This window comes from Bacillus sp. MUM 13 (genome assembly GCF_001866725.1).
Taxonomy (GTDB): domain Bacteria; phylum Bacillota; class Bacilli; order Bacillales; family DSM-1321; genus Peribacillus.
In genome coordinates, this window is the sequence record NZ_MLYQ01000064.1 from 21,643 (window position 1) to 38,323 (window position 16,681).

Genomic DNA, 16,681 nt, shown 5'->3' on the forward strand with positions numbered 1-16,681 from the left:
AATGGACAAACATAATTTGAACGGAAAAACAATTGCAATAACTGGGTCCAGTAAAGGCATAGGCAAGGAAACAGCTTCGCTGCTAAAAGAAAGAGGAGCCAATCTTGTTTTGGGAAGCCGAGGCAATACAACTAAAATGACGGATCACATTCTAGAATTGCATTTGGATGTCCAAAATGAACAGTCAGTAAAATCATTTTATGAACAAGCCATACAGAAATTTGGAAAGGTCGATGTCTTAATTAACAGCGCAGGCGTCGGAATGTTTGACAGTATTTTAGAATCTTCGACAGATGATTTTGATCAAATGATCTCCGTTAATTTGCGCGGGACATACCTTACCTGCAAATACTTTGGTAAGCATATGGAAAAAATGGGGAAGGGGCATATTTTTAATTTAGTCTCTATTGCTGGAACGACCCCCTTGCCAGGCTGTGGAGGATACTCTGCTTCAAAGTTCGGTGTATTAGGATTGACAAAGGTCTTGCAGGTTGAACTTAGAAAAAAAGGGATACAGGTTACTTCTGTTATTCCTGGCGCAGTCAGCAGCAGCTTTTGGGATAACATTGAACCTAAACCTGATCTATCCAGTATGATACCGGTAGAATCAGTATCCAATCATTTACTTTATTTAATTACTCAAGATTCCGGTGCATATATAGATGAAATAACGATTATGCCGCCTTTAGGAATCTTATAGGGGGGGTAAAATTGAGACGACTTTTTGATAAGGTTTTTAACGATCATTCACAAAAGCATCTCAAAACTCCGTCTCTTCCTTCCGATATTGACTATACAGATCTCAATTTTAGAACCAAAAGAGGGTATATTGCAAAAAAACTCTGTCAATATGCAGATTTTGATTCAATAGACGAAGATTTATTATTTTATTCTTCTTTATCCACGCCTTCTTTTATTAATTCGAACCATTTGGGTAAAAGTGAACTTATTCTATTTTTAAGTGAGAAAATGCTAATCTGGAGCGGGCAAACAAAGGATTTATCAGCGGAAATTAAAAACTACCCGATAAGTCCGGATATTCAAAATGCCATGCTGAAGGTGTATGCATTATACAAAACTGAATTATTTACTTGTTTGGATAAACCGATTCAGCAAGAATTTACAAGCACCCATGTGGAATCATCGGAGGGAAAATGGGGAATTTACCGTGATGTCATATATGCCGTAACCCAAGAAAAATTTTTGCTCATTGAGAAAGAACAAGTTCTTGTTTACAAACAAGGAACTGAAATTTGCCGGGGAACCATAAAGAGCCGCTTCGATGTACCTAAATGCCGCAATATTGCAAAAGATCACCTTGAGCTGGAGGGTATAAAAAAGTCCACCATTATGAGTTTGCTGCTGGTTCTTTCTGAAGCAATTACCAATACAGTAAAGCATGCTGAAGAGGGAAAAATGACCCTTGTTAAAGATGAAAAAAATCAAGAGATTAGAATAGTAGTAGAAGATAATGGGCCAGGATTCGATTTAGAATTATTGCCAAAAATGACCCTTTTAGCGGGATACTCGACGAAAAAATCTTTGGGACAGGGCTTTACCCTCATGATGAAAATGTCCAAACGTGTTTCACTATATACCTCTCCTGAGGGTTCCATTATTATTTTACATTTAGACATGAGTATAGAAAAGGAAGTTCAATAATATGCCACAGAAGAACACATTTTCGACAATTGATAAAACCCTTTTAACAGCGGGGCTAATGGATGGTTTTTGGGATAGATGGCTAGTACATGGTGTAGAAAAGGAAGACCTCGAGAGAATACGCTCATCACGTTTTACTAAAGACAAATGGTTAAATGGCTGGAATGAACTAGCTAATAAAAAAATAATAGAAGCTTCAAAGTACAAACAAATGAAAGAATTTAACGAAGCGGAATTAAAATTACAAACCGCAGGCTTATATTTTCAATTAAATCAATGGCTGATTCCGGAGAGAAACAAGGAGAAGGCCCATTGGGCAAATGTTAGTTTAAGGGCTTTTGAACTTGCCGACTCCGTATCTGAATATGAAACTACATACGCCCACTTTCCATTAGATATGTATCAATGCTATGGAAGAATTCGTTATCCGGAAAATCCAGTCGGTGTTGTAATCATTATTAATCCCTTGGATTCTTCAAAGGAAGAACTTTTTACTTATGAAGTGGATTTTTTGAAAAGAGATTTCATTACAGTCAGCTTCGACGGTCCTGGTCAAGGACAAACCTTTATTTCCAGTGGCTTGAGAGGCTCCATAAAAAGCTGGGAAACATTTATGGATGATTTAATCGATTTTACCTATTCGCAATTTTCATTTTTACCTATACATTTATTCGGAACCAGTTCGGGCGCTGCTTGGGCTGTTTATGGAAGCTGTAACCCTAAAATTTTTAAAGTGGTAGGGGTTTCTCCAGCCTTCAAAAATGAAGAAATCCGGTTGCCGGACTATTTTATGGAAAGAACCTCATTTATTTTAGAAGAGGCGAGTATGCTTCCGTCTTATGAAAGAATGGATTTTATAAATCCTGTTTTACTGGTCCATGGCAAAAAAGATGTGATGGTGTCGGATGAGAACATTTACAGTCTGTATGAACAGCTCCCAGATGGAAAATCATTACTCGAATTCGAACATGAAGGACATTGCTGTAATTATAAACTTCAGGAAATCCGTGAGTTAGCAGCCAAATGGTTTAAGGAGGGAACAATAAATAATGACATTTGATGATTTTCGAGAATTAATTTCTAAGAATACAAATATACCTTTGACAGAAATTCATGAAAAAGCAGTTTTTAAAGATGATTTGGAAATCGATTCTCTTCAAATGGTGAATCTGATTCTTGACCTATCTGCAACGTATGGAGTCGAGCTAAGCAGGCTTACAGGCAAAGGTGCTATAGATACGGTTGGGAATTTGTTTTTTACGCTAACGGAGGAGCCGGAAAATGAAAACATTTTATGATTTGATTTTCGATGAGAATAAAAACTGGGATAAAGAAATACTCTTCACGAATGTAAACGGGTATTCACTTCGCGATATTCATTCTAAAGTAGAAGAATATACCCATATTTTACAGTCAAATGGCGGGATAAAAGGTAAAAAAGTTGCGGTTCTAATACCGGATTTGCCTGTTTATTTCGCCCTTTTAATAGCTATTAATCGATTAGGAGGCACCTGTGTTCCATTAAGCCATCAATTTAGGAATGAAGATTTATCAAAGGTGCTAAACCTTATAAGACCGCATATCATTTTTACGGTTAAAAAGCATTACCGAACCTCCTTCTTTGATATGATAAAAGATTGGGCACAGGCCAAATTTATCCAGACCAAAATCTATGCCCACGAGAATAATAGATTTGAAAGTCATATCATTCAAGGCTATACAATGGATGAAACATCTAAAGGAATAGATTTCATCGCTTGCACTTCAGGCAGTACTGGATTGCCAAAAGGGGTCATGCTGCAGGCAAGCTCACTTGATGAATGGACAAAAATACTTGAATCTGAGCTGGAATTAACAAAAATAGACAGATTGTTTATGACAATACCATATACAGCCCCTTATGGAATCAGCTGGTTATTGACCTGCTTTAAAAATGAGATAGCAATGGTTATTCCTGAAAGCTTTGATATGCCGCTGGTAATGAAATTATTAGAAGAAAATACCTGCAATAAAATCATCACTACTCCTTCAATCTTTAAAGGAATTTACATATTTGCAAAAAGTGTGAAACCTAATATTTTACATGACGTACAGCTATGCATTCTAGGCGGAGAACCCATCAATGAAGAATTCATGTCAGTAGTCAAGGATTTCAACAATTGCAGATTGGTTAATGCATACGGCATATCAGAACAGGGATTGCTGGCTTTTACCAATGACTTAAAAAGCGAAGCAGTAAAATGGTCTTTTTGCAAAAACGTGCAGTTTAAAATGAATGCAGTTTCAAGTGATGGAATTGGTGAGCTAATGATAAAAACACCTTATGGATTCGATGGATATTATCAGGACGAGGAATTGACTAGTGAGGCTTTTACTGGTGACGGTTGGTTTTTTACCGGTGACTTAGTACGGACGAACGATCAAGGTGCCTTAGAAATGGTCGGAAGGAAGAAACAAATGATAAAAAAAGGGGGAGTCCAAGTAATCCCTGCCGAGATAGAACAAATCTTAATTCAGTACCCTCAAATTCTCCAATCCGCTGTTATAGGAATCCCCCATAAAGTATATGGAGAAGAAATTATTGCCTTTATCGTTTCCGATAATGACATATCTTTAGATTCACTCTTCTCTTTCTTGAGGTCAAGGATTGCCGGGTTTAAAGTGCCTGGACGCATTATTAAAATAAAAGAGATGCCTATTATTCAAGGGAAACTGGATAAAATGGCATTAAAAAAATTGGCCGCTTCTTAATTGGGGGAACTATCATTGAAGATCAAATCAAATTCATTAAGAATTCAGTTTTTAACCAGATTAGTTATTGTCCTGCTAGTCATTATTATGATTTCCAGTTTAGTGCAGTTGTATTTTATCAAAAGCCAAATTACTGAAAATGTCAATAACAAGGCATCCGTTATATCCCAAAGCATTGAACTGGGTATGGATGAAACGAACCTGGCTTCACAATCCATTGAACACCAGATAGACTTACGTTTGGGAAATTACGGAAATTTAATTGCTGAAAAACTAAATAATCAGTCCTCGAGCGAGATATCCAATCAAGAATTGATCAATATAAAAAAAGAGCTTGGGATATCTGGAATAACCTTATTCGCAAAAAAAGGAAATGACATCGTAGGTGTCAAATCTACTGAGCATTCAGAAATAGGATTCAGCTTTAAAAAAATCGGCTATAACGATGGATTTAAGGCGCTTGATAGCCTTTATAAAAACAAAAGGCTACCTTCAGAGGCGACTTATTCAGCAAAAAATATGTTTGCACTGCCCATCTCACAATCAGGATCCCAAAGTAACCCTAGGTATTATAAATATGCTTATTTGATTAAACCTGGAAGGGACTACATAATAAATCCCTATATCGAGGCGAATGAAATTTACCATTTCACCAAAGAAGTAGGACCTGAAACCTGGATTGATAAAATTAAAGAAAAAAATACTTTTATCAAAGAAATCGGTGTTTTAAATCCGAGTGTATTTGAAAATCCGAAACTAGAGACAAAACTCTTCCCGCCTATAAAGAAGGTCGTCTATGGGGAGTATAGCTATAAAGATAAAAGAGATAAACAGCTATTGGCGGAAATCATAAAAAATAAGCCAATAGATAAACATTATATAAATAGTTATGATGGCGACAAAGTTTACAAGCTGTTTTTGCCTGCCAAAGATGGAAATGTAGTATATGTAGCCTTGGATTATAAAATGTTGAGCGGTCCGCTCTATCGCCATTCCATCATATTAATTGTGACGGGGCTTGTATCATTAATGGCACTGTTTTTATTAACCGCTCGATTCTTCAATGTAGTATATGGAAGGATATCAGCTATAAAAATCCAAATTGGACAGCTTGAAAAAGGCGACTTAACGGCAAAAAGTACTTTTAACGATAAAAGCGAGTTAGGAGATCTTTCTGAAAGTGTCAATGAGATGGCATCCTATTTCAATAAAACGGTTAGCGCTACAAGAGAACAAGCTGCCAAAACACAGCAGCTCTCTTTACTATTAGAAGCAGAAGCATCCCAATCCGTTACAAAAATGTATGAGATATCAACAGAGGCTACGCTTAAATCAAGGGATCAGCATGGTGAGATTGTAGAGTTTTTAAATAAACTTATAGAGTTTATACAAACACAACCCCAATACAGTGATGCCACTGCCATTATAAAACAAATAGAAGAAATGAAAAAAGTTGCAAATGACCGTACATCTGCCACAACCGATTTTACGATTACTTTATCAGATTTACTTCAATCCTTATACCTGCAATCCAGTGAATTGTCAAATATCGCTAATATTATGCTTGAATCTATGAGGAAATTTAAACTTTGAGGAGATTTCTATGTCGTTAACAGTGAATAAAGAAATTTTTCAAACCACAGTGATTTTAAAAATTATTGGAATTTTAGATATATCCACTATAAATGGAATCCTGCCTTTTTTAGAGTTAGGAAATGAAGTTGATAAATTAATTTTTGATTTTTCTGATTTGGAATTTATTGATTCAACAGGAATTGGCATCATTATAGAAGCAATTTATCAATCTCAAGAAGCAAACTTTACAATTGAAATAAAGGGTCTTGATGAAGAAACACATGAAATCTTAGAAACAGTGGGTGTTTTTAAAATATTAGAGGCCATTCAAGGGGAGGCTTGTTGATGTTCTTAGATAGTTTATCCTTTTTGCATCAGGAACCGGAGAGAAAAAGTCAAAATGATGGAGAACCCACAATTATGGACAAAACTCTGCAGAGGGAAATTAATTTAGCCAGAAATATTCAAACAAAGTTGCTTAACGGACCAACACCAAAAGTAGGGGGGGGAGAGGTTACCGGCACGTCCCTTCCAGCCCGGTTAATAGGCGGAGATTATTACGACTTTTATCCATTAGTAAATGGGAAACTTCGAATAGTGATCGGTGATGTGATGGGAAAGGGCATTCCCGCAGCGATGCTCATGATATTGACACGTGGTGCCTTCCGCAGTGCGGCAGAAAGTACACAAGGTCCTGGAGATACCTTAACTGCCATGAACAGAGCTCTTTACAATGACTTACGTTCTCTGAAGTCATTCGTGACTTTATTCTGTGCTGACTGGGATCCGAGTACCAAGACATTGACTTATGCCAGTGCAGGGCATTGTATGCCCCTTCATATTTCCGGTGAGAAAGAGACAATCAATGAACTTCCCCGTGTATCAGGTATTATGGTTGGTGGGCTTATCAATCAAGTCTACCAGGAGAAGTGTATCCAATTAGATGATAAGGATATTGTTTTCTTTTACACGGATGGCATTATAGAAGCCGTTAATAAAAAAAAGGAACAATTTAATCTTCACAGACTCATTGAAACCTTGAATAATAATTGTACCAAAGGAGTAGATGAGCTTGGTAGTGCGGTGATAGATGCTATTAATGCGTTTGCGGAGGGTACAGCGCAAAAGGATGATATTACGATGGTTTTACTGAAGATCCAAAAAGATAAAAGCAATGTATCCAGTTATAATTCTCCGGTCATGAATATAGAGGAGTAGATTCAAATGGCTCAAATGATACTATCAAAAGGGAAGAATGTAAGTGAAGCTATTGAGAGCGGCTTATCCATTTTGGGGGTAGGAAAGGAATCCGTAACAATAGAGGTAATTCAGCAAGAATCCAAAGGCCTTTTTCGGATAAAGCCGGCTGTAGTAAAGCTCACAGTGAATAGCGGGGCTGCTGCTAAGGAACAAGAACCCTTACCGCCTGTCGAAACTATTGAGAGCCTCATAGAAAATATTGATGTCGAATCAAATATAGCTGAAAGAAAAATGAAGAATGATCCAGAGTATTCTTCATTTAAAAATCCGGATCTTGACGGAAAAGCTTGGGTGAAAGATGGGAAGATTCATATCCAGCCCTGTGATCTAATGTATCCTACGATTTCCGTTGGTAAAGGAGTCACTCTTTTTAAGAATAAAGAGAAAATTAATGGAACCACTGTTGTCTCCAGGGAAGACAGATTTGACATTCAAGTGATGGAAGATAAAAGTGAAACGAAATGGAATGTAACGATTGATAAAAGTAAAGTGCATGCAATCTTACATATTGAACCGGGGAGGATTATCCACCGTAAAGTGAAGGATTTAATGCCTGATGTTCATATTGAATTGCAGGTTGAGGAACATTACGTCATTCAAAATGATATAGGATACAAAGATATCCTGGAAAAATTAGAATCATTAAACATCACTCAGGGGTTAAATCATCAAGAAATTATGTCAGCTGTAAACACGAAAGAAACTGCAGACTTTGTTATTGCAAGCGGGGTAAAGCCTCAAGAAGGGAAAAATGGTTTTCTTCAAATAGTGGCTGATGTGAAAGGGAAAGATAATGGACCGGCGGTAAGACCTGATGGAACGATAGACTTTAGAGAAATGAAGTTTTTTCCTACAGTCAATCAGGGTCAGGTGATTGGCATTATAGTCCCTCCGGTTCCCGGCATTCCTGGAAGGACAGTAACACATGAGCTCATTCCTGCCAAAGAAGTTTATCCTATACTGATACAGCCTGGCAAAGGTATAGCCTTAATTGAAAACTCTACTAAAATTGTAGCTACAGAGACTGGCAGGCCAATCATCGAGAAAAATGGGAATCTAACTAAGGTCTCCATTTTACAAAAATTAATTCATACAGGCGATGTTGATATGTCGACAGGAAATATTCGTTTCAAAGGCGATATCGATATATTCGGTAACGTTCAAGAAAACATGCATGTGGAAGCTGATGGTCATGTAATGATCGCTAAGAACACCAATTTGGCGACCGTCATTTCAAAATCCTCAATAGTTATCCATCAAAATGCAATCAGCAGTTTCTTGTCTTCCGGCCATAATAATTATCTTCTATCTGAATTAATACATACTTTGGATTTAATTCAAATTCAAGTAGAAAAATTTCTATTATCAATTGAGCAATTATTGAAAGAGCCTGCATTTAAATTAACGGATCATCAACAAAAAGGATTGCATCCTTTAATTAAATTGCTGTCAGAAATTAAGTTTAGGAATTTACCTAATTTAATAACTCAATACATTGAGTTATGTGAGCGTGAAAAACAGATGTTACAGTCAGAATTTTCAAACCTAGCAGAACAGCTTCGCTTAAGTTTTCTTTCTTCTGTACCAAATCAGTGGCATACAAGTGAACAACTGAAACATTTATATAAAACCATTAACGAATTGATAAATAAAAATCGTTCTTATAATGATGAAGACTGCTCGATTGATCTGAAATATGCGTTAAATAGTTCGATATATTGCAGCGGGAATGTAACAATCAAAGGACAGGGCTGTTATAATACAAAAATACACTCAGGAGGGCATCTAAATGTAAATGGAGTGCTTCGAGGTGGAGAAGTGTATGCTAGGCTCGGGGCTTATATAAAGGAGTCAGGTTCAGAGGGCGGGATTATCACCCATATTATTGTTCCTAACGACAAGAAAATCAAGATTGAATCTGCAAGAGAAGGAACCATCATCCAATTCGGAAATATAAAAAAGAAATTAAATGAACATATAAAAAATATGGAGGCCAGCCTGGATAGCAACGGAAAAATTATTTATTAAAAAGGAGATGGTAACTATGTTTACCTTCAGAAGTATACCTTTAAACGAAGATGAGGTTATAATTTGGTTCCATGGAGATTTAGATATAGAAATTACGGAAATAATGGACGAAGAAATCTTACCATCTTTGAAGCCATTTCATAACATTGACATTAACCTTTCCGAAGTACCGTTCGTAGACTCTACAGGTATAGGGCTGCTTATTAATTTAATTGATTCCTTAAAAAAGGATAAAGTACAGGTTAATATTAAGATTTCGGCCATCCAGCCCCAAGTGAAAGATATTTTTGATATTATTCAACTGTCCGATATTTTAGGAGAAGAATTGTTTTGTTCATAAATAATAAGTGGAACAGGGAGGAATACGGTAGGACATTCCTATCATTTTCTGCATTTTTATGTAAACTTTTTAAGGGGAAACCGATATTCTCTATAAAAGGATAATTGAGGATTGAGGTAATGCTGAGTGGACAAACTGCGTATAGTGATTTCTGATGATGATCAAACATCTAGGACTCTTCTCCAGCATTTCATAGAATTATTTCCTGATTTTATTATAACAGGGGAAGTATCTACTGGTGAAGAGCTCGTTCAATCAATCATGAAAACTACTCCAGACTTGATTTTAGTCGATATAAATATGCCAGGCATGAGTGGAATGGAAGCTGTAAAAGTATGTAAACAATTTATGCCCGATTTAAATGTCATTTTCACGACAGGATTTGATGAATTTGCAGTAGAGGCCTTTGCTTTGTCGGCAATAGATTATTTGATAAAACCGATTGAAATATCAAGGCTTGGCACCGCCTTGGAAAAGGCAAAAAAAATCATTCATTTCCAAAAAGAAACCGAAAAAAAACAATCGGGTAATGTTGTTAAAAAGTTAACACTCAAAACAGGAAGTTCGTACTTATATCTCCCTTTAGATGATATTTTATTTATTGAAAGAGAAGGCCGTAAGTCCATAATACATACTGTGGTAACAAGTTATGAAACTAGTGATTCCTTGCAGATTATTGGATCTAGCTTACCTTTATATTTTTTTAAAACGCATCGATCATTTCTGGTAAATTTAAAAAAAATAATAAATATACAAACAATTGGAGAGTCTTTTAATGCCCATTTCTCCGAGAGCAAGAAAACTGCCCAAATTTCTAAGTTGAAGTTTAATGAAGTGCAAGAAATTATCTCCAATCTCCCAATGTAATTGAGTCTCTACTCATCAAGTTATAATGAAAAACTTTGATTGAAAATCAATAGCACTAGCATGTGGACATTGGTTTATATTCAAGTGTTTGTTATTTCTAAAAGCCTTTTTTATTTGAATTTTTATTAAATGTAAATGATGAAAAATATATTAATAACCTAATTTAAGCTATCGATAAAATCGATGGCTTTTTAAATATTTAGTTACCTTAAATGACTCTGTTGGTATTTGATAGAATGAACTCTTGGTCTATAATTATAAAATAGAACTAAAGTGAGTTGTTTAGAGTAACATTGAAGGCTATTTAGGACTTACAAAATTGCCTTCAGCAACATTTAAATATTACAAAAAAGAAAGTAGAAAAGGGAATAAATTTAGATTTTTCATTAAATCCCACATTTAATAAGTCTCAGAGAAGTCGTAATTAACAATGTGAAATTATATCTTGGAATGAGCTCAAATCAAATTGTTCGAGTGTACTGAAAGAGAGGAACTCACTCCAATAAACAAAACTAATCATTTTTCCCTTTCATAGGATATAAACTAATGATGAAATGATGAAAATTCAGAAGACTAAAAAATGAAAACCCTTAAATTCAACCAAAGAGCTTCGGAAAATGATGGAACCAAATACCATGTTAAAACAGTTGGGTTATAATGATCAGAATATTAATTTGGGAAGAAAAAGTTTTATTAATGGATTAAAAATAATTATTTCAAGGGGAGACTAATGAAAACTATTAATCCACAAAATTATTCATAAGCATTTAGATTGGGTATGTACGACTGCTTTAAAGTTCTTACTGGTAAATGTTCATTAGAATTAACTGAGGAAGAATATTGCTTTTATAAGCCCTTAACTCAATCATATGGAGACGGAAGTATTGATTACTGCAGAAATTTGGCTGATTATTTTGTTGAAAATAATCTTTTTCTGGAAGATAGGGGAATAAACGCTTACTTATATGATTGCGGCCATATTGCTTTTGGAGATGGTCAACATAGAACATGTATTGCAAAAAAAATAGGAATGACAGAATTTTGTCGTAATTTAAGAGAGGACAAGCTAAGTCCTCTGTAGGCAATAAAGATAAACATTGACTAAAAACCGTTTTATGAGCTACCATAATATTGGTTTTGATGCTCCTTTGTAGATCGTTTGTTTTTGGGAACAAACATGTAACATATCTACAATAGGAGCTTTTTTGTGTTTGTCTATGCCTTCAGGTGAGCGAATTTACATATTTTTAAAGGTATGCAAAGCCAGTGGGTTTGACTCCCGCTTTACACCAGCCAGCGATGATCTGTTAAATGAAGTTAGCGCAGTTTTTCATGATCGTCCGCTTGAAGAAGAGATTTTATTAACCTACTGCGAATCTCTTACAGCGAAGCAGGCAGCATGGGTTCTGCTTTCATTTAAAGATAATCTTACAATCCAGGAGATTGCAAAAGGTACAGGCTATTCAGCCAGCGCCGTTAAATCATGGAAAAAATCAGCATTGAACGTGATAAAAGCGGACATATTATCCTTTATTATTAGAATATTATTGGTTCGCCCAGATTGAAACCGAACCGCCATTACACGAGAAATTCCCATAACCACTTGAATCGATAGTAACTCCATCAGTGCGATTTCCTGTAACATCATGCCACACTTGGCCATTGTGTGACGTTCCCACATACATCCGTTTAGTGCCGCCTGGACCATCCGAGAGCACAGTGGCCAAGCCGGAATTGGTGTGAGCAGAATCGCCTTCACTAGTCCAGCCGATCACATCCGCATTATCGAAATAATCATGCTGTGTGCCATAAGCATATAGTGTACGCGCTTTCAATTCCTTGTCAATCACAGATTGGAAGGACTTTAGACTGTGGGCAGTATCGCCATAGTAGTCGCCATAGAAAATAGTTGGATAGCCTTGCTGTCTCGTTAGAATCGTAGCATAGGCGAGAGGCTTGAACCAGTCCTGCACAGGTGACTGCAAGGCTTGTCCTGGCTGAGTGTCATGATTATCGACAAGTGTTACAGCTTGGACTGGGTGGTTTTGCACCATCGTACCGTTTAGGATATTCCGCATATCGTAGCCACCGCCGCTGTTAGAAGCATTTTGAAAGTTGTAATGAAGCGGTGTATCGAAGAGGGACATATTCCAGCCAACTGAGTTTTCATAGTTCTCGAGTGCACCTAAATCATTTTTCCAGTATTCTCCTACAGCAAATAGATTCTTTCCGGTAGCGGACCGAGTATTGTTAACCCAGTTTTTCATAAAATTAAAGTTAATGTGCTTGACCGCATCGATTCGAACACCATCGAGATTTAGGGTATTTACGAACCATTTTCCCCAGTTATTTGTTTCCGCTGCAACGTTTGCATTGTTATAATCAAGGTCAGCACCCATAAGATAATCATAGTTTCCGTTCTCGGAATCAACAGGAGTATTCCAACTTTTGTTCGTAAAGCGATAAACATGATTCTGGCCGTTATTGTTGTCGTAGTCTACACCAGTAAAAGAATTTGCATCATATTTAAAGCTGGAATACGTATTGCCTCTACCTGGGAAAGTGAAGCTTGTCCAAGCGCCGATGTTGTACGCTCCGGAGATTGTATTGTTCCGGTTGCTCGGATCAACCTGTACAGCTTGCCACTGCTGTACGCCGTCGGCTCCCATCAAATGATTGAGAACAACATCCCCATACACTTGAATCCCGTTGGTATGCAGTGAACTAATTGCACTGACCAACTGACTTTTTGTTCCATATTTTGTGCGTACAGTGCCTTTTTGGTTAAATTCACCGAGATCATATTTGTCATACACTCCATAACCCACATCGCTGGAACTTCCCCCCTTATACGCAGGCGGAATCCATACAGCAGTTATACCTACATTTTTAAGGTGCGCCGCATCGCTGCCCAAATTATTCCATAGCGTGCCGTTGTCCGGCAAGTACCACTGAAAGTATTGCATCATAGTACCATTAACACTCGCTGCTGTTGCCTGAGTGGAAGGAATCATCCCTACAGCTGTCAGTGCAGAGATACTCAGGGCGTATAACCATTTTTTTAACCGAATCATTAAATAACCATCCTCCTATTTGATATTAAATTTGAGAAGCTGCTAACTATGACTTTAAGAAATAATCACCTCCCGAATTGTGAACAGAGCCAGACTGATGAAGAGTAACCCTTAGAATTATCTGTAATAAAATCAGAGCTGCAAATAAATGATAGCGTTTGCATAAAAAACTGTCTACTATTTTTTTGATTTATGGATGGACAGGAAGAACGTTAATTTCTACCCTTCTAAGGTTTAAGATGCTATGGTACCAGAATGGGGAGAAGACCGTGTCATTCAATAACAACACGAACTGGAGGCAATTAGAAGAATTCGACAAGCCGAAGTATTAGAAAAGTAGGGGAAGTTGACTGAATGCCTCCTTATGAAGATAGCATTGCACCCGGCTTTTGAATCGCTGATTATATGCTGATCGTAGGTTCAACGACAGTTATTGAATTACTGCTTGTATTGAGATTAACCGTCGCGCCAATCGGCATAGCAGCCTTATAAATACCGTGGCCAGTTGCGAGGTTAGTGATCAGTGGCTTACCGAGAGTAACGATGAATTCGTTGATTATATCTTGATACGATGTGCCGTATGCGGCTGAACACCCCGTACATACTCCCATAATGATACCGATGCAGGATTATCAATAAATACACACGGTCCTCCAAGTACTGAACAACAGAGGAATGATAATGTACTGTCGCTTCTAGAACAATAGGTGGTTTCTTACCAGTTTCTCTCTAAACTACCTCCAGAAACTCTACAAGTAAATCAAGACCTTCTATAGTGTGAAAAACCTTAAAACTCTTACGGTATGGTTTGCCTTTGTCTAAAAATGCCTGAACTTGACTTTCCCCTTTTGAAGCATCCAGACCAATGACCGGATTCATTCTAAAATCTCCTCCTAAATTAGTTATTTGCCAGTAGCCCCTAATCCTCCATGCAGTATCCCAGCTTCGCTTGTTATACGAGATTAAGTCCCAACCAGCCTCAATCTTTTTTTACAAATAGGGGACGAACCGTTTAGCTGACGGGGTCAAAGCCCCACGGGCAGATACGTTCTACCCTGGCTGCTGATATAATAAGACCAAAATAAATAAGGTCAACCAGTAACCTTTAATTCGAAGGGCAGTTTAGAAGAATATAGTAACTGGAAGGAAAATTAGTGAAATTTGAAGAAGATAAAAACAATAATTATTGGAGGGATTAAGAATGTTTATCGTAAATGTTGAAGGTGCTATAAGAAAAAATGATAAGTGGCTAATAATAGAAAGAAGTAAAAAAGAGGAACATGCTGGTGGTCTGCTTTCCCTTGTTGGAGGTAAGGTGGATATAGAAGGAGATTCATTAGATATATTAGAAAGAACTGTAAAGCGTGAAATTTTAGAAGAAGTCGGTGTGAAAGTAAAAGAGAGGTTAACTTATGTACACAGTACATCTTTCGTTACAGATACTGATGAACATGTAGTGGATATTGTTTTTCTTTGTGTATATGAATCTGGTGAGGCGTATCCTAAAAGTCCTGATGAGATAGAAGATGTGTTATGGTTAACTACTGAAGAAATATTAAACCATCCAAATTCACCTATTTATTTAAGGAAAAGCATTAAACATGCCGAGGCGTTAATGCCATTTCATACGTCATAAATACTTTATTATTGGAGTTGTTTATGTTGAAGAAAAAGGAAAGACGTTGCAGGTACGGTTGAAGAAGTAGTCAAAAAAGTACAAAAGTTGAAGGTGGCGATCATGTTTTTGGGAGCTGTGTCAGCTCCCATGCCGAATATGTCTGCTCACATCAAAATGTTCTAAGCCTTATGCCAAATAACTCAACTTTTAAGGAATTAGTTTTAAAAGTTTTGTATTAACCTAATCAGCCACTCTAACAGAGTTAAATTTCCACATTATATAACTTGTTATAACAACCACAACACACCCACAAATAATTAGTACGTCTGTAATCGGAATTCCGAAGAATAATACCAAAGAAGTTAGTCCATAAGAAAGTGGTGTAAGTCCAAGTGAAGCGGTAGAAGTAAGCCCCATTACTCTCCCCATTTTTTCACTTGGAGTATTTTCTTGAATGATTGCAATAATTAAAGAGCTGACTGAAATACAAGCACCATAAGCAGCAAGAATCAATAAACCTTGGAATAAGTAACTAATCAAACCTAGACCTAAAACACAGAAACCTGATAAAATCATTGCACACAGTATAATTAACCCTCGTTTTTTTCTTATATTTTTAATTGAAAAGATAAGCGTTGTAGCTAACATCCCAAAGAACAATGCGCTTTGCATATAACTTAAAGTTAGGACCTTTGCTCCTAACTTTTCATCAACAATGACTGGGAGAGCCATATTGACTGGACCAACTATAAAGAGGTTTACAATAAAAATAATTGCCATTAGGCTAGATAGCAATTTATCCTTTCTTACGAAGCTATATCCAGTTTTGATATTTTCGATTAGTGATTCTTTCTTATTTTGTTGTATCTGAACTGATGTATTAATAAGACGTACAACTATCCCACCGACCAACAAAAAAAAGGCAGTTATAGAAAAAAGGAAGGTGAAGGAACCGATTGATAATAGTAACCCGGCTAAGATTGGACTTACTACTGTTGAAAATAAGTTTGTCGATTGGAGTAATCCATTAGCTCTGGTAAGCTCTTCTCTTTCAACTAACTCTGGAACTATAGATGAATTAGCTGGGTAAAATATCGCATCAAATATTCCGAAGAAAAATGCAAACGGAAGCATCACTAGGATGTTTACATTTTCAATAATAATAAAACTTACTAAGATAAACACCAATACTCCTCTTGTAACAAGTGACATAAACATAATTTTTGTTTTATTATATTTATCAGAAAGAAAACCTCCAAAAGTCATTAATAGCAGTCTTGGTAAACTGGTGAGCATAAGGATAATACCCAAATAAGATTTCATATTATGTTCGTTGACAACATACCAGCTCTCACCTAAAAGGTAAATGCCGAAGGATAGTCCAGTTAGAACTCTAACCAGCATTAGAGACATAAACTTCTTGTTTCTTATTAAAGCTTGTTTTTTTATCGATACTTGTGTATTCATTTTATCCTCTCCCTACAAAAAAATATCACATATATGTTA

15 protein-coding genes and 2 pseudogenes are annotated in these 16,681 nt (G+C 36.5%); 13 read left to right on the top strand and 4 right to left on the bottom strand.

What is annotated here, in order from left to right; translation table 11 throughout:
* Window position 1: 1 nt before the first annotated feature.
* From BIV59_RS23730 to BIV59_RS15565, 12 genes are all read left to right on the top strand, one after another.
* Window positions 2–700, top strand: coding sequence for an SDR family oxidoreductase (locus BIV59_RS23730; protein ID WP_071352355.1), 699 nt, complete (start codon window positions 2–4; stop codon window positions 698–700).
* Between the two features lie 11 nt (window positions 701–711).
* A complete protein-coding gene (locus tag BIV59_RS23735; protein ID WP_071352356.1) occupies window positions 712–1,662 on the top strand; it encodes an ATP-binding protein in 951 nt (316 codons plus the stop codon).
* Window position 1,663: 1 nt separating this feature from the next.
* Window positions 1,664–2,722 (top strand): alpha/beta hydrolase, encoded by a 1,059-nt coding sequence (locus tag BIV59_RS15515; RefSeq protein ID WP_071352357.1) that lies wholly within the window; start codon window positions 1,664–1,666, stop codon window positions 2,720–2,722.
* Window positions 2,712–2,960, top strand: a complete 249-nt coding sequence (locus BIV59_RS15520) for an acyl carrier protein (protein ID WP_071352358.1) — start codon at window positions 2,712–2,714, stop codon at window positions 2,958–2,960. The genes BIV59_RS15515 and BIV59_RS15520 overlap by 11 nt, the downstream gene beginning before the upstream one ends.
* On the top strand, window positions 2,944–4,413 hold the full coding sequence (locus tag BIV59_RS15525; protein ID WP_071352359.1) for a class I adenylate-forming enzyme family protein: 1,470 nt from the start codon (window positions 2,944–2,946) through the stop codon (window positions 4,411–4,413). Before BIV59_RS15520 ends, BIV59_RS15525 begins: the two co-directional genes overlap by 17 nt.
* Before the next feature lie 15 nt (window positions 4,414–4,428).
* Window positions 4,429–6,006 (top strand): HAMP domain-containing protein, encoded by a 1,578-nt coding sequence (locus BIV59_RS15530; RefSeq protein WP_083392207.1) that lies wholly within the window; start codon window positions 4,429–4,431, stop codon window positions 6,004–6,006.
* A 10-nt stretch (window positions 6,007–6,016) separates the two neighbouring features.
* Window positions 6,017–6,334 carry an STAS domain-containing protein gene (locus BIV59_RS15535; protein WP_071352360.1) on the top strand — a complete coding sequence of 106 codons (318 nt, stop codon included), beginning with the start codon at window positions 6,017–6,019 and terminating at the stop codon, window positions 6,332–6,334.
* On the top strand, window positions 6,334–7,206 hold the full coding sequence (locus BIV59_RS15540; RefSeq protein WP_071352361.1) for a PP2C family protein-serine/threonine phosphatase: 873 nt from the start codon (window positions 6,334–6,336) through the stop codon (window positions 7,204–7,206). Before BIV59_RS15535 ends, BIV59_RS15540 begins: the two co-directional genes overlap by 1 nt.
* Before the next feature lie 15 nt (window positions 7,207–7,221).
* The gene (locus BIV59_RS15545; RefSeq protein ID WP_481747439.1) at window positions 7,222–9,276 is read left to right on the top strand and encodes a flagellar assembly protein A; all 2,055 of its coding nucleotides are present in this window, start codon (window positions 7,222–7,224) and stop codon (window positions 9,274–9,276) included.
* A 16-nt stretch (window positions 9,277–9,292) separates the two neighbouring features.
* Window positions 9,293–9,616: an STAS domain-containing protein gene (locus BIV59_RS15550; RefSeq protein ID WP_071352363.1), complete on the top strand. Its 324-nt coding sequence runs from the start codon at window positions 9,293–9,295 to the stop codon at window positions 9,614–9,616.
* A 126-nt stretch (window positions 9,617–9,742) separates the two neighbouring features.
* Window positions 9,743–10,483, top strand: a complete 741-nt coding sequence (locus BIV59_RS15555) for a LytR/AlgR family response regulator transcription factor (RefSeq protein WP_071352364.1) — start codon at window positions 9,743–9,745, stop codon at window positions 10,481–10,483.
* Between the two features lie 1,217 nt (window positions 10,484–11,700).
* Entirely contained in the window at window positions 11,701–12,048 is a 348-nt protein-coding gene (locus BIV59_RS15565; RefSeq protein WP_240501921.1) for a sigma factor-like helix-turn-helix DNA-binding protein, read from the top strand.
* Here BIV59_RS15565 and BIV59_RS15570 read toward each other — a convergent pair.
* From BIV59_RS15570 to BIV59_RS24090, 3 genes and pseudogenes are all read right to left on the bottom strand, one after another.
* Window positions 12,028–13,557 (bottom strand): alpha-amylase, encoded by a 1,530-nt coding sequence (locus BIV59_RS15570; RefSeq protein WP_071352367.1) that lies wholly within the window; start codon window positions 13,555–13,557, stop codon window positions 12,028–12,030. The genes BIV59_RS15565 and BIV59_RS15570 overlap by 21 nt on opposite strands.
* Before the next feature lie 401 nt (window positions 13,558–13,958).
* Window positions 13,959–14,183, bottom strand: a pseudogene (locus BIV59_RS23740) (S66 peptidase family protein); the annotation flags it as partial.
* Window positions 14,179–14,436 (bottom strand): annotated as a pseudogene (locus BIV59_RS24090) (IS110 family transposase); the annotation flags it as partial. The pseudogenes BIV59_RS24090 and BIV59_RS23740, both read right to left, overlap by 5 nt.
* Window positions 14,437–14,758: 322 nt before the next feature.
* Here BIV59_RS24090 and BIV59_RS15575 point away from each other — a divergent pair.
* Window positions 14,759–15,193 carry an NUDIX hydrolase gene (locus BIV59_RS15575; protein WP_071352368.1) on the top strand — a complete coding sequence of 145 codons (435 nt, stop codon included), beginning with the start codon at window positions 14,759–14,761 and terminating at the stop codon, window positions 15,191–15,193.
* A 222-nt stretch (window positions 15,194–15,415) separates the two neighbouring features.
* On the opposite strand, the gene BIV59_RS15580 is transcribed toward BIV59_RS15575, so the two are convergent.
* Entirely contained in the window at window positions 15,416–16,642 is a 1,227-nt protein-coding gene (locus BIV59_RS15580; RefSeq protein ID WP_071352369.1) for an MFS transporter, read from the bottom strand.
* Window positions 16,643–16,681: the final 39 nt, after the last annotated feature.